Origin of the sequence: Dysgonomonas sp. GY617 (assembly GCF_015233815.1) — a bacterium.
GTDB lineage: Bacteria > Bacteroidota > Bacteroidia > Bacteroidales > Dysgonomonadaceae > Dysgonomonas_A.
On sequence record NZ_JADCLR010000023.1, the window covers coordinates 281269 to 293738 of the forward strand.

The following is a 12470-nucleotide window of genomic DNA, read 5'->3' on the forward strand; positions in this document are numbered from 1 at the left end:
CAATTTCATAAGTAGTCTTTTTTTATTGCTAAATTTACACTTTATAAGGTAGTAAGTCGTAGCCCTTATCAATATTGTAACATGTAAAACAATTATAGATTGTTATAACTCGAAAGTATATCATCAAATGCTTTCATTCACCTATATTATAATATCATTTATGAAGAAATATTTATTGATCTGCTTGGCCTTATTGGCAGTAGCTGGCTTTGCTCAAAACAAAAAGGAAATATATCCTATTGCATTCTATAATGTAGAAAATTTATTTGATACACAAAGAGACACCAATATTCAGGATGAAGATTTTACACCTGCGGGACGTAATAATTGGACAGACGATAAATATAAAAAGAAACTCAAAAACTTAGCATACGTAATCAATTTACTCGGAAAAGAAACAAATCCTGCGGGTGCGGCTATAATAGGTGTAGCTGAAGTTGAAAATAAAAAGGTAATAGAAGACCTTATCAATACCGGAGATTTAGCCAGTCGAAAATATCAGATTGTACACCAAGATTCACCTGATGCACGTGGTATTGACGTCGGACTTATTTACAATCCATTGTTATTCAAAGTAACCTCATACAAAGTGTATCCTTTTACACTTCCAGGAGCAAATGATATAAAAACCCGAGACATTCTTGTCGTTAGCGGATTACTAGCAGGACAACCTCTTAATGTATTAGTTAATCACTGGCCTTCGCGCCGAGGAGATAACTCCTCGCCTCTTAGAGAACGTGCGGCTGCCATCTGTAAACACATCAGCGATTCTATTTACCTAGCTAATCCTAAAGCTGGCGTTATCATTATGGGAGATATGAATGATGATCCTAAAGATAAAAGTACACGAATAGTACTTAATGCTAAAAAGAACAAGGAAGAGGTACAGAAAGGCGGACTATATAATACTATGTGGAAAATACACGAAAGTGGTACAGGTACTTTATGCTATAAAGACCAATGGAATTTGTTCGATCAAATTATAATTTCGCAGAGCCTATTAAGTACAGGAAAAAGCAAATTAAATTTTGAAAAAGCGGAAGTATTCAATAAAGATTTTCTCTTCCAAAAATCGGGAAAATATAAAGGATATCCACTGCGTACTTTCTCCGGAAATACTTTCTTAAATGGGTATAGCGACCACTTCCCTACCCTAATCTACCTATCATTAGACAAATAATGTTCTTTTCTTTAGAAATTATAGAGAAATAGGTAATCTATAACACTTAAACTCCTTCTTTTTTACAAAAGAAAAAACATATTTATATTATCTTTGGCTAATAAATCATATAAATAACTAATTACAGATGAGTAGTTCTTTAAACCTCAAGTATCGCCTTATAATAATGAATTTCCTACAATTCTTTTTATGGGGTACATGGCTTACTTCTCTAGGGGTATATCTTTCCGTAACACTTCATTTCAATGCCGTAGAAATCGGAGGTATTTTTGCAACCATGGGTATCTCTGCACTTATAATGCCAGCTTTGCTTGGTATTATTGCCGACAGATTCCTCAATGCCGAACGTGTATATGCAATGTGCCATCTTTTGGGAGCTGCACTGCTGTTTTATCTACCGCATGTTACAGAATATAGTCAGGTTTACTTTATTATGCTACTCGTTACTATGTGCTATATGCCTACACTAGGTTTGACTAATACTATTGCTTACAATGCAATGGAACGATCAAACTTCGATATAGTAAAGCATTACCCACCCGTTAGGGTTTGGGGTACAGTAGGATTTATTGTTGCCATGTGGATGGTTGATATAATGAAATGGACTGCCAGCGCCAATCAATTGTATTTAGGAGCTGCTGCTGCACTTATATTAGGCTTATATGCATTTACATTACCTAAATGTCCTCCGACTCATGCAACTAAAAATTCTTCATGGGTTTCAACTTTTGGACTAGATGCTTTCGTTCTTTTCAAAGAAAAGAAGATGGCTATATTTTTTATCTTCTCCATGTTACTAGGTGCTGCACTGCAAATCACCAACCTTTTCGGACAACAATTCTTAAATGACTTTGCTCTTACTGAAGAATACAAAGACTCTTTTGCTGTTCAGCATCCGGGTATTTTGACTTCATTATCACAAATATCAGAAGCTTTGTTTATTCTGGCAATACCATTCTTCATGAAACGTTATGGAATCAAGAATGTAATGCTCATCAGTATGCTAGCTTGGGTATTGCGCTTTGCCTTGTTTGGTATCGGAAACCCTGATAGCGGCATCATATTCATCATGTTATCTATGGTAGTATACGGAATGGCTTTCGATTTCTTCAATGTATCGGGATCTCTTTTTGTGGAGACAGAAACAAATCCATCGTTCAGAGCAAGTGCTCAAGGTTTATTCATACTTATGACTAACGGAATTGGTACTATTGTAGGAACAATGGGTAGCGGATACGTTGTAGATCTATTCACGTCAAGCGATGGCATAAAAGACTGGCCAAGCATTTGGTTTAGTTTCGCAGCCTACGCTTTAGTTCTAGCCATTGTATTTAGCATTGTCTTTAAGTATAAGAAAACTGAACAAAAAACAGTCTAAAAAAGATGTCACTAGGTAAACTATATATTATACCGACCCCCGTCGGAAATCTAGAAGATATGACTATCAGAGCAATAAGACTGCTCAAAGAGGTAGATCTTATTCTTGCAGAAGATACTCGCACAACAGGTTTTCTGCTGAAGCACTTTGAGATTCAAAATAAGATGCAGTCGTACCATAAATTCAACGAGCATAAAACTATATCTCATATCATAGACCGACTAAGCGCGGGCGAGAATATAGGTCTTGTTTCAGATGCCGGAACTCCCGGTATTTCTGATCCTGGTTTTCTTATTGGTAGAGAGTGTATAAAAGCGGGTATCGAAATAGAATGTCTTCCAGGAGCAACAGCATTAATTCCAGCATTAGTTTCATCAGGTATTCCTTGTGATAAATTTTATTTCGAAGGTTTTCTTCCTCAAAAGAAAGGACGAATGACCCGATTTAAAGAACTTGCAGAAATACCGACTACCATTGTTTTATACGAATCACCTCATCGTGTATTAAAAACGCTAACTCAATTAGCAGAATATATGGGAGAGGACAGACAAGCTGCTACTTGTAGAGAAATATCAAAAATGCATGAAGAAACTCTACGCGGTACTCTTGCAGAACTTATTTTGCATTTTACGACAAAGGCTCCAAGAGGTGAATTTGTTATAATTATTGCTGCGAAAAACGAATAAACTCTAAAAATAAGCTATTTATTTAGGAAAAGAATTAAATTTGATGAATTGAACCAAAACTAAACAAGAGGGTTTAGTGTTAAATAGGAAAAAGTAAAAGTAGATAATTATGAAAAAAGTAATTTTAGGATGTCTATGCCTTGGCATGTTAGCATCATGTAATGTAAAGAACTCTGACGAATATAAAGCATTGCAAGCTGAGAGAGATTCTTTATTACAAGTCTCGACTAAGGGGCAATCAGATGTATCCGATTTAATGGCAATGATAAACCAAGTGGAGGAAAACTTCGCTCAAATTAAAGAGGCTGAGAAATTCTTAACCATAGAGTCAAGATCTAAAGGCGAAATGTCTTCTGATACCAAATCTCGTATCACTAGTGATTTTAATATGATTAATGAGATTCTTAAAAAGAATAAGGCAGATATAGAAACTCTAAACAAAAAACTAAAGAGTTCAGGAGGACAATCTGCACAGCTTAAACAAACAGTAGAAAGACTTACTGCCGAACTTGAACAAAGAAGTGCTGCAATTACCGAGCTTAGAGAAGCTCTTACAGTAAGAGATGCTCAAATTGCATCATTAACAGGTGAAGTTGAAAAATTGAATACTAATGTTGAAGATCTTTCTAATAAGAATGTAGAACAGTCTAACAAAATAAAAGAACAAGAGAAAGCATTGAATACCGGTTATTATATCTTCGGTACATCAAAAGAGCTTAAAGAAGCCAAAGTTGTTACAGGCGGTTTTATCTCTTCTCCTAAAATTTTGAAAGAGTCTATCGACAAATCAACTTTCATCAAGATTGACATTCGTGATGTAAAAGAAATTCCTGTATATGCTAAGAAAGCAAAAGTACTATCTGATCAACCTAAAGACAGCTACACTATTGCTAAAGATGCAAACAGTCAGGTAGTAATTAAAATTAATGATTACAAAAGATTCTGGAGCCTAGGTCAATTCCTTATTATACAGGTTGATTAAGCTTTAATAATTCTTACATAAGATAAAAACAGTGGTAAAGATTTCTCTTTGCCACTGTTTATTAAAGGGTCTACGACCTTTTTATTGTTTTAATACATACCTATCGGTAATAAAAGAAGAACTAACAAACAGTTTATAGCTATAGTAAATTATAGCTATTACGCTCAATAGCTTCGCAAAGGCTTATTTAATTAAAACAGATGAAATATACAACTATATTTTTCGATCTAGATGATACGCTTATCGACACAGCTCTTAACAGTAAACAAGTACTGGAAGAAGTTTACACAGACTACACCATCGATAAGTATTATCCTAGTTTCAACGATTTCTACCAAAAATATCAAAGCATCAATCTTCACTTATGGGATCAATATGAGCAAAATCTAATAAGTAAAGAAGAACTAAAGACGGGAAGATTCAAACAAGCATTGAATGACTTCACTTCTATCTCTACTGAGCAGTCTTTAGAAATGAACAATGATTTTATGGGTAGAGTATCCAATAAAAAGAATATTATTGAGGGAGTAGAAGACATACTTGAATATCTACAACCTAAATATCACCTATATATAATATCAAACGGATTTCTGGAAGTACAAGACAAGAAGATCAAAAATGCAGGACTAGATTCATACTTTAAAGATGTATTTCTCTCAGATCATGTAGGGAAAAATAAACCTCATCCTATGATCTTCAATTATGCTCTGAAAGAATCTAGTACCAGCAGTACCGATTGTATTATGATTGGAGATAACATCAATACAGATATTATAGGAGCTAAAAACATTGGTATAGATCAGATTTGGTTTAACCCTAAAAGTATGGTTGACTCAAGCAATGTAGCACCAACATATACAGTAAAGACTTTAAATGATATAAAGACTATTCTTTAAAAAGAAAAAGTGGTATTATATAATACCACTTTTTCTTTTTACTATCTAGAACGATGTACAAACCCCTTTTTGGCTATGGTTAAACATCTGCTTAATCTATTATTAGAATACAATAGGTGAAACAATATTAATCAAAGTACTCACCACAGACCATCCTGCAATTTCGGGTGTGGCACTATATACATCTACCACTGCGTGTACCTGATCGTTCTTAATTTCAACTCTTTGAGTATCTCCTATGAAACCGGGAGTGGATTGCATAGTTACATGCATATCTTCGGGACCAACCGAAGCCAGCGAAGCAGCGACCGAAACATTAAGTCCCGTAGGAAAAACACCTATTGCCTCTCTAGCTGTTCCAGAAAAGACTACTCGCTTCTCTGTTTCTAAAGATGGATCATATACTACTGACCGTCTCAATGCAGCTTGTCCTTTCTCGTTAAAGAATCTGGCTGAAGCATTACCCATTAAAGCAGCAGTCCTTAAAACATCGAAACCACCCGTAGCACCCGACGCAATATATACACGTGTACCATGTGCTTTTGCAGTTTCCCTTACTTCCTGATAAAATGCAGCGTCAGCAAAAGCTCCAATAGATAAGGTGACGATAGAAGTTCCATTCTTCAATGTAGGCAGAGCAAGAGCCTTCATAGCTGTAGGAGAAGCAGACTCTACTAAATAATCAGGCTTCAAAGCCAATAAGTCTTCTAAAGTTTCACATGCTACACAAGGTTTTCCATGTTGTTGCATCTTTGTTACAATACGATCAGCCTTCGAAGCTGTACGCGAGTAAACGCCAACCAAATCATATTCAGCTAACAAACCACTAACAACTGCATCCGCAACTATTTCGGCAAGATGTCCACATCCAACAATTACTAACTTTTTCATATAAACAAAGGTATCTTTATTCAGGTCTCAGACCTATTTATTACTTAGACAAGCGTTAATACAACAGATCGTATTACGACTCAAAATACTTGTACAGTATAATTACTATTACTTATATAGACTTTATAGTATATCTAACTCTAATCCATCGAAAGACACGAATACATTTTCGGGTAATATCTTCTCCATCTCAGCATGTAATCCGAAATGATGATTCATATGCGTAAGGTAAGTTCTCTTTGGAGCTATCCGTTTTATCTTTTCCAAAGCCTGATCCAGATTTTGGTGAGAAATATGTTCCCTTATCCGAAGAGCATTTATCACCAAAACGTCCAAACCCTCTAGTTTATGATATTCTTCTTCGGGAATAGTTTTAAGGTCGGTAAGATAGGCAAAATTCCCGATCCTATAACCAACAATAGGAAGTGTACCATGCATCAATCTGATAGGAATAATCTCTATTTTTCCTGCAACCTTAAAAGGCTCTAAACTAATTTCATTTAAAGCAATAATAGGTATTCCCGGATATTTGTATTCTGTAAAACAATAAGGGATTCTTGACTTTAATGCTTCTGAAACATATTGTTCTAAATAGATCTCAATATCTCCAAATTTGCAAAAAGGGCGTAAATCGTCAATACCTCCTACATGATCATAGTGCTCATGGGTTATTAAAAGCGCATCAATCGGCAGGAAAGCAATCCCCAACATCTGCTCTCTAAAGTCGGGACCACAATCTATCAATATAGACTTTCCCTCAATATAAACAATAACCGACGCTCTTAATCTATTGTCTCGTTTATCTGTTGATCTACATACATCGCACTCGCAGCCAATCTCGGGTACCCCCGTTGAAGTTCCTGTGCCTAAAAATCTTACACGCATAATTTACATTAAGGCATCAGGCCTTTTATTATTTTAGTAAATATATCTATCAAAGATAGCTATGATTGAAAGATAGAGCAATAAATTCATTAAATATTTTACGGTATTTAGGGGTCTCAAACATTTTAATGCTTAGCCAAACATTATAGTCACAATCTGTTTCAACAAAAAAACGAAGAAAACTACCTATAAAAAAAATGGCTATTTCAGAATCTGAAATAGCCATTTTTAGGTCTTTACATTTTGACTTTATTAGTATTGTCTTTGCAATATCCAAAGATCGTCAAACGGTATACCGTATGTTCTTCTAAGAACATCGCTAGAACCGCTAGCCAAATATTTATCGCGAATACTATTTCTTTCGTTTACAGCAGCCGCTTTATCATCGTAGCTTGCAATAATTACACGATACATACCTTGTTCGTTTTGAGCTAAGATAATTCTGTAACCTTCTTGTTCCATTCTGGCTTTCAAGGCTTCAGCATTAGGTTTCACACTCAAAGAGGCAATAACCACACTATATGCTCTAAGTCCCGAAGCGTCAGCATCATATACTGGTGTAATTTTTTCTGTTCTTACTTTTTCGTTTGATGCATCTGTGTAAGCAGGATAAGCTGGTTTAGTAACCGGAGTTGCTGGTTGAGCTTTATTTTCCTCAAGTTCTCTTTCCTTCGCTGCTTCATATACAGATTTATAAGCACTTTGTTTTGGTTTACAAGAACCAAAAGCCACCAATAATGACAGTGCTAATCCAAATCCCAGTAGTTTATTCATAATCTCATTGTTAAAAGTTATTTTTACAAAGATAATAATTTCTCCTATATCAAATAACAGATGAATACTAAAAATAGTTTAACCTATTAAGGTATACATAACTGTTTTTTAGTATTTTTTGAAATATAAAATCTCTCCATCTGATTCTAATTGGAGCGATGATGACGTATTTCTTTTTATTATAAAATTTCGAGACAGACTATTCCATCCTAAGCAGCTATCGCACTCATAAGGACGGAAACTCTCCCAAATCAGATCGACTTTAATTTCACCGTTTGATACAGTATAATTACCAAATCCCATAAAGGTTTCAGTATCTGAAGTTAATTTCAAATATTGAAAGACCTTTCTGTCGAAAGAATAAAAGATGGTATCTACATCCTGCTTCTTTCCATCCGAAGTCTCTATTTGGTTTAGCTGCCATCTACCTTCCAGATTTGAATTCTCGTCATCACTACAAGAATAAAACCCCAATAAAGAGAAGATCAGAATTAGCAGACTTAATTTTCGAAAATTCATTAGCCAATTTATATTTTGTAAAATAGTAGTATAGCCATAAAAAGATCTCAGATCTTAATCTATTATATCAAATCCTGTATAAGGAATCAACACCTTAGGAATATGTATTCCATCAGGTTTCTGATTATTCTCAAGCAAAGCAGCCACTATTCGAGGAAGAGCCAAAGCACTACCATTTAAAGTATGCACCAATTGAGTTTTCTTATCTGTGTTTCGATATCTGCATTTTAGACGGTTAGCCTGAAAGCTTTCGAAATTAGAAACGGAGCTTACCTCTAGCCATCGTTTTTGCGCAGCAGAGAACACTTCGAAATCGAATGTCAATGCCGATGTGAAACTCATGTCACCACCACAAAGACGAAGTATACGCCAAGGCAGTCCAAGTTCGGTCACCAACGACTCCACATGGCTTACCATCTCTTTCAGCGATTCGTATGAATGCTCAGGAGTATCTATACGTACAATCTCTACTTTATCGAATTGGTGCAAGCGGTTCAATCCGCGAACATCTTTTCCGTAAGAACCTGCTTCACGTCTGAAACATGCTGAATAAGCTGTATTTTTGATCGGAAGATCTTTTTCTTCCAGAATTACATCACGATATATATTTGTTACAGGTATTTCGGCTGTTGGTATCAAATACAGATCATCCAAAGTCGCATGGTACATTTGACCTTCTTTATCGGGAAGATTACCCGTACCATAACCCGATGCCGCATTTACCACATAAGGCGGTTGAATCTCTAAATAACCCGCATCGCGTGCTTTATCTAAGAAATAGTTGATTAACGCTCGTTGCAAACGGGCTCCTTTTCCTTTATAAACGGGAAAACCTGCTCCTGAAATTTTAACACCTAATTCAAAATCGATAAGGTCATACTTTTTCGCTAAATCCCAGTGAGGAAGAGCTTCGTCTCCTAAATCAGGAATAGTACCTCCTGTTTTAATCTCAACATTATCTTCTGCAACCCTACCTTCCGGTACTTCATCCGCAGGCAGATTAGGTATAAGTACAAGCATTTCCTGCACCTGCACCTCAGCATCTTTAAGATCTGCTTCCAATACTTGAATACGACCTTTAACCTCTTGTACAAAAGAACGCAGGTTTTCGGCTTCGTCTTTCTTTCCTTCTTTCATCAAAGCGCCTATGCTCTTCGACTTGGCATTAACATCCGCAAGAAGTCCATCTAACTCAGTTTGTATATCTCTACGTCTTTTATCTTCGCCCAACACTTTATAGATGATTTCTTTTCCATCAAAGTGCTTTTTAGCCAATTTTTTTATAACTGCCTCAGGGTTATCATTAATAGTCTTGATCGTTAACATCTTATTCTTTAATATTTAGATATTGGAAATATTTATCAAAACTGGCAATACTACAAGAAATTTTAGAACCTTAACTTGCGTGTTATTATCAATTTGACGAACAAAGGTATAAATATTTTAAGTCACTTCTAAGAGGTTAGTATATATAAATAAGAAAAAAGTAAAATCGGTGAATATTCCGAAAAATTCATAAACTCCTACAAGTAATATAGAGCGCTATGGAGTTTTTTAGTACTTTTACTTCTCCAAAATATAATTTTTATTTAGAATGCGGTTATTAGTCATTACAATTATCCTCTTATTTTCTTGTTCAACTATATCATACACACAGCCTACATCTGACAAATTAATCAGAAAAGGAGTTAGCCTCCACGACAAAGGACGCTATCAGGATGCTATTAGTTACTATCAACAAGCACTAAAGGCTAATCCGTCTTCGATGTCAGCAACCTATGAGATGGCTCTATCTTATCTTCATCTTAAAGATTATGATAATGCTCTAAAATATAGCACTAAGGTTATTAATGCCAACTTCAAACCCCTTCTTGTAGATGCATACTGTGTAAAGAGTTCTGCTCTTGCCGATATGAACAAAATAGATCAGTCGGTAAAGCTACTAAATGAGGCATTGGAAAGATGCGGAGATGAATACCTCCTCCATTACAATCTTGGATTGAGTTATTTTAAAGCTAAAAACTTAAAGCTATCTATTTTCCATTTGCAAAAAGCTATTGAAATAGATACCACTCACCCCAGTGCATTTTTACTATACGCCTATGTGTTAAGCGATTCGGACAGATGGATACAAAGCTTTCTATCGTTTCACTTCTTCTTATTACTTGAACCAAATACAGATCGATCTAAAGACGCATTCGGTGAAATGTATGATATTATCACACAAAAAATTCCGGCAAATTCTCCTCTGTTAACTCCCGAAGATGGCATTGACAGACAAAAAATATACGATCAACTCCGTACAATGCAACCCAAGGTTGAAGATCAGCGCTTTCAATATGCTTATTTTGAACAAGCATCACGAACCATCTTTTTCACTTTGAGCCAAATGCAGAACGATACTCGTAAAGGTATGTTGTGGGATTTTTATGTCCCTATCTATACAGAGATACTAGAATCAGGATATTTTGAGACATATTGCAGATATGTAAGTGTTTCTTATTTCCCCGTGTCTCTCGAATGGTGGAATAACAATACAACCAAAGTAGATGGCTTTATCTCTTGGTTTGAGGATGGACAAGGTTCTACAGTTGATAATGAAGATGATTTCGGAGACGATTCGGAGATGTAATAATTACAAACTGATTTTACAATTAAACTGAAAACTGTTTATATCTTTATCATTAGGGTAAACTTAGATATGTTCCCCATATGTATATAAATATATTAGCACTTAATATAAAATGACAGAAACGGAAGAAGCTCTATTAGTTAAAAGACTATTGGATGAGAAAACCCAAAGGGATGCTTTCTCTGTTTTGGTGAAGTCGTTCAGCGAACGGCTCTACTGGCAGATCAGAAAGATTGTTATCTCTCACGAAGATGCTAATGATGTTTTACAGAATACATTTATCAAAATCTGGACAAATATCGACAGCTTTAGGGGTGACTCTAAATTGACTACATGGCTATATAAAATAGCTATCAACGAAAGTATATCTTTTATAAACAAACAACGACAACAGCAAAATGTACCGTTGGATGATAGCGACAACTTTCTGGAAGCAAAACTCGAAAGCGATTCTTATTTCGATGGTGATGAAGCCCAACTGAAACTTCAAAAAGCTATTTTGACTTTACCCGAAAAACAAAGGATAGTATTCAATCTGAAATATTTCGAAGAAATGAAATATGAGGAAATGTCTGAAGTGCTCGACACCTCGGTAGGAGCTCTCAAAGCCTCTTATCATCATGCAGTGAAAAAAATAGAAGATTTTTTATCACAATCCAATTAAACCTTTTTCATTTTAAAGAGTCTATATTATACTCAAAAGATTAGTAGTATGTTGAACAATATCGAAAAAAATAGCCCATTCAGAGTTCCGGAAAATTACTTTCAGAATTTCAATGAAGAAATAATGAATAATTTACCGGAAAAGAAGAAACAAAAGAAAATTGTTCCTCTATGGAGGTCTGTTGGCAAATGGGTAGCTGCGGCAGCTGTGGTTACAGGCATTGCTATATTGGGAACTAATTACATGGAGAACCATTCTCCTGATATTAGTAATTTTGCAAAAGAGAATTATATATCAGGTGACGACAATTTGGCTTCTTTTGAGAATGATTATTACCAATTTCTTGAAGACGATGCAACTCAATTAGTTTATAAAGACGCAATTTATAGTGTAGAATAATTCAAAAACAAGATTATGCAATATAAAAATATCTTACTTCTTGCCCTGCTTTCTATATTTTCATATTTCCCTTTATCGGCGCAAGAACATTCGCACCGAGGAGATTTTGACATAGAAGCTTTTAAACAGAAAAGAGCCGAATTTATCATAGAGAAGGTAAATTTGACTGATGCTGAAGCCAAAGCTTTTATTCCCCTAACCAACGAGTTAATGGATAAACGTTTTGAGTTGAACAGAGCAATCAGAAAAGAATCAAGAGAACTTCGCAAAAAAAGCAATAAAACAAATGCCGATTACGAACGATTACTGGAGGCTAGCAGCTCTGTTAAAATAAAAGAGGCGCAATTAGAACAAGAATATCTTCAGAAGTTCAAAAAAGTATTATCTGCCGAGAAAATCTATAGATACAAGCAAGCAGAGACCCAATACATGAAAGAATTGGTAGGCAATAGGTCTGACAAAGAAAGATCAAAAAGAAAATAATTAGGAAATCTCTTTGTGTTTTATTTTTTCTTACTATATTTGCCTTTATATAAAAATATTAATAATGACAAGACAATTACATCATCATCACCTCTATTTCT

14 protein-coding genes are annotated in these 12470 nt (G+C 35.1%); 9 read left to right on the forward strand and 5 right to left on the reverse strand.

Features of this window, described 5'->3' with window-relative positions; translation table 11 throughout:
• Positions 1-160 precede the first annotated feature (160 nt).
• The 5 genes from IR022_RS14010 (at position 161) to IR022_RS14030 (ending at position 5122) form a co-directional block, all read left to right on the forward strand.
• Positions 161-1180: an endonuclease/exonuclease/phosphatase family protein gene (locus IR022_RS14010; protein WP_194204179.1), complete on the forward strand. Its 1020-nt coding sequence runs from the start codon at positions 161-163 to the stop codon at positions 1178-1180.
• A gap of 127 nt (positions 1181-1307) precedes the next feature.
• Positions 1308-2558 (forward strand): nucleoside permease, encoded by a 1251-nt coding sequence (locus IR022_RS14015; RefSeq protein ID WP_050708710.1) that lies wholly within the window; start codon positions 1308-1310, stop codon positions 2556-2558.
• Positions 2559-2563: 5 nt separating this feature from the next.
• Positions 2564-3244: a 16S rRNA (cytidine(1402)-2'-O)-methyltransferase gene (gene rsmI / locus IR022_RS14020; RefSeq protein WP_050708711.1), complete on the forward strand. Its 681-nt coding sequence runs from the start codon at positions 2564-2566 to the stop codon at positions 3242-3244.
• 109 nt (positions 3245-3353) lie between these two features.
• Positions 3354-4226 carry a hypothetical protein gene (locus IR022_RS14025; protein WP_050708712.1) on the forward strand — a complete coding sequence of 291 codons (873 nt, stop codon included), beginning with the start codon at positions 3354-3356 and terminating at the stop codon, positions 4224-4226.
• Between the two features lie 200 nt (positions 4227-4426).
• Positions 4427-5122 (forward strand): YjjG family noncanonical pyrimidine nucleotidase, encoded by a 696-nt coding sequence (locus IR022_RS14030; protein WP_050708713.1) that lies wholly within the window; start codon positions 4427-4429, stop codon positions 5120-5122.
• 102 nt (positions 5123-5224) lie between these two features.
• Here the strand turns inward: IR022_RS14030 and IR022_RS14035 are convergent, their stop codons facing one another.
• The 5 genes from IR022_RS14035 to serS all read right to left on the reverse strand — a co-directional run bounded on the left by IR022_RS14035 (position 5225) and on the right by serS (position 9517).
• Positions 5225-6013, reverse strand: coding sequence for an aspartate dehydrogenase domain-containing protein (locus IR022_RS14035; protein WP_194204180.1), 789 nt, complete (start codon positions 6011-6013; stop codon positions 5225-5227).
• A gap of 123 nt (positions 6014-6136) precedes the next feature.
• Complete coding sequence (locus IR022_RS14040) at positions 6137-6898, reverse strand: MBL fold metallo-hydrolase (RefSeq protein WP_194204181.1); 762 nt, start codon at positions 6896-6898, stop codon at positions 6137-6139.
• Positions 6899-7150: 252 nt separating this feature from the next.
• The gene (locus tag IR022_RS14045) at positions 7151-7672 is read right to left on the reverse strand and encodes an SPOR domain-containing protein (RefSeq protein ID WP_050708716.1); all 522 of its coding nucleotides are present in this window, start codon (positions 7670-7672) and stop codon (positions 7151-7153) included.
• A 108-nt stretch (positions 7673-7780) separates the two neighbouring features.
• Positions 7781-8191, reverse strand: coding sequence for a lipocalin-like domain-containing protein (locus IR022_RS14050; RefSeq protein ID WP_194204182.1), 411 nt, complete (start codon positions 8189-8191; stop codon positions 7781-7783).
• Positions 8192-8245: 54 nt separating this feature from the next.
• Positions 8246-9517, reverse strand: a complete 1272-nt coding sequence (gene serS, locus IR022_RS14055; RefSeq protein WP_194204183.1) for a serine--tRNA ligase — start codon at positions 9515-9517, stop codon at positions 8246-8248.
• 268 nt (positions 9518-9785) lie between these two features.
• On the opposite strand from serS, the gene IR022_RS14060 reads away from it, so the two are divergent.
• The 4 genes from IR022_RS14060 to IR022_RS14075 all read left to right on the forward strand — a co-directional run bounded on the left by IR022_RS14060 (position 9786) and on the right by IR022_RS14075 (position 12369).
• The gene (locus IR022_RS14060; RefSeq protein WP_050708719.1) at positions 9786-10823 is read left to right on the forward strand and encodes a tetratricopeptide repeat protein; all 1038 of its coding nucleotides are present in this window, start codon (positions 9786-9788) and stop codon (positions 10821-10823) included.
• Positions 10824-10935: 112 nt separating this feature from the next.
• On the forward strand, positions 10936-11487 hold the full coding sequence (locus IR022_RS14065) for an RNA polymerase sigma factor (RefSeq protein WP_050708720.1): 552 nt from the start codon (positions 10936-10938) through the stop codon (positions 11485-11487).
• A 48-nt stretch (positions 11488-11535) separates the two neighbouring features.
• Entirely contained in the window at positions 11536-11886 is a 351-nt protein-coding gene (locus IR022_RS14070; protein WP_050708721.1) for a hypothetical protein, read from the forward strand.
• Positions 11887-11901: 15 nt separating this feature from the next.
• On the forward strand, positions 11902-12369 hold the full coding sequence (locus IR022_RS14075) for a hypothetical protein (RefSeq protein WP_050708722.1): 468 nt from the start codon (positions 11902-11904) through the stop codon (positions 12367-12369).
• Positions 12370-12470: the final 101 nt, after the last annotated feature.

Excerpts from the sequence above, each read along its gene's own strand:
- IR022_RS14010 (WP_194204179.1), top strand. The coding sequence starts at position 161 with ATGAAGAAATATTTATTGATCTGCTTGGCCTTATTGGCAGTAGCTGGC.
- IR022_RS14015 (WP_050708710.1), top strand. The coding sequence starts at position 1,308 with ATGAGTAGTTCTTTAAACCTCAAGTATCGCCTTATAATAATGAATTTC.
- rsmI (WP_050708711.1), top strand. The coding sequence starts at position 2,564 with ATGTCACTAGGTAAACTATATATTATACCGACCCCCGTCGGAAATCTA.
- IR022_RS14025 (WP_050708712.1), top strand. The coding sequence starts at position 3,354 with ATGAAAAAAGTAATTTTAGGATGTCTATGCCTTGGCATGTTAGCATCA.
- IR022_RS14030 (WP_050708713.1), top strand. The coding sequence starts at position 4,427 with ATGAAATATACAACTATATTTTTCGATCTAGATGATACGCTTATCGAC.
- IR022_RS14035 (WP_194204180.1), bottom strand. The coding sequence starts at position 6,013 with ATGAAAAAGTTAGTAATTGTTGGATGTGGACATCTTGCCGAAATAGTT.
- IR022_RS14040 (WP_194204181.1), bottom strand. The coding sequence starts at position 6,898 with ATGCGTGTAAGATTTTTAGGCACAGGAACTTCAACGGGGGTACCCGAG.
- IR022_RS14045 (WP_050708716.1), bottom strand. The coding sequence starts at position 7,672 with ATGAATAAACTACTGGGATTTGGATTAGCACTGTCATTATTGGTGGCT.
- IR022_RS14050 (WP_194204182.1), bottom strand. The coding sequence starts at position 8,191 with ATGAATTTTCGAAAATTAAGTCTGCTAATTCTGATCTTCTCTTTATTG.
- serS (WP_194204183.1), bottom strand. The coding sequence starts at position 9,517 with ATGTTAACGATCAAGACTATTAATGATAACCCTGAGGCAGTTATAAAA.
- IR022_RS14060 (WP_050708719.1), top strand. The coding sequence starts at position 9,786 with ATGCGGTTATTAGTCATTACAATTATCCTCTTATTTTCTTGTTCAACT.
- IR022_RS14065 (WP_050708720.1), top strand. The coding sequence starts at position 10,936 with ATGACAGAAACGGAAGAAGCTCTATTAGTTAAAAGACTATTGGATGAG.
- IR022_RS14070 (WP_050708721.1), top strand. The coding sequence starts at position 11,536 with ATGTTGAACAATATCGAAAAAAATAGCCCATTCAGAGTTCCGGAAAAT.
- IR022_RS14075 (WP_050708722.1), top strand. The coding sequence starts at position 11,902 with ATGCAATATAAAAATATCTTACTTCTTGCCCTGCTTTCTATATTTTCA.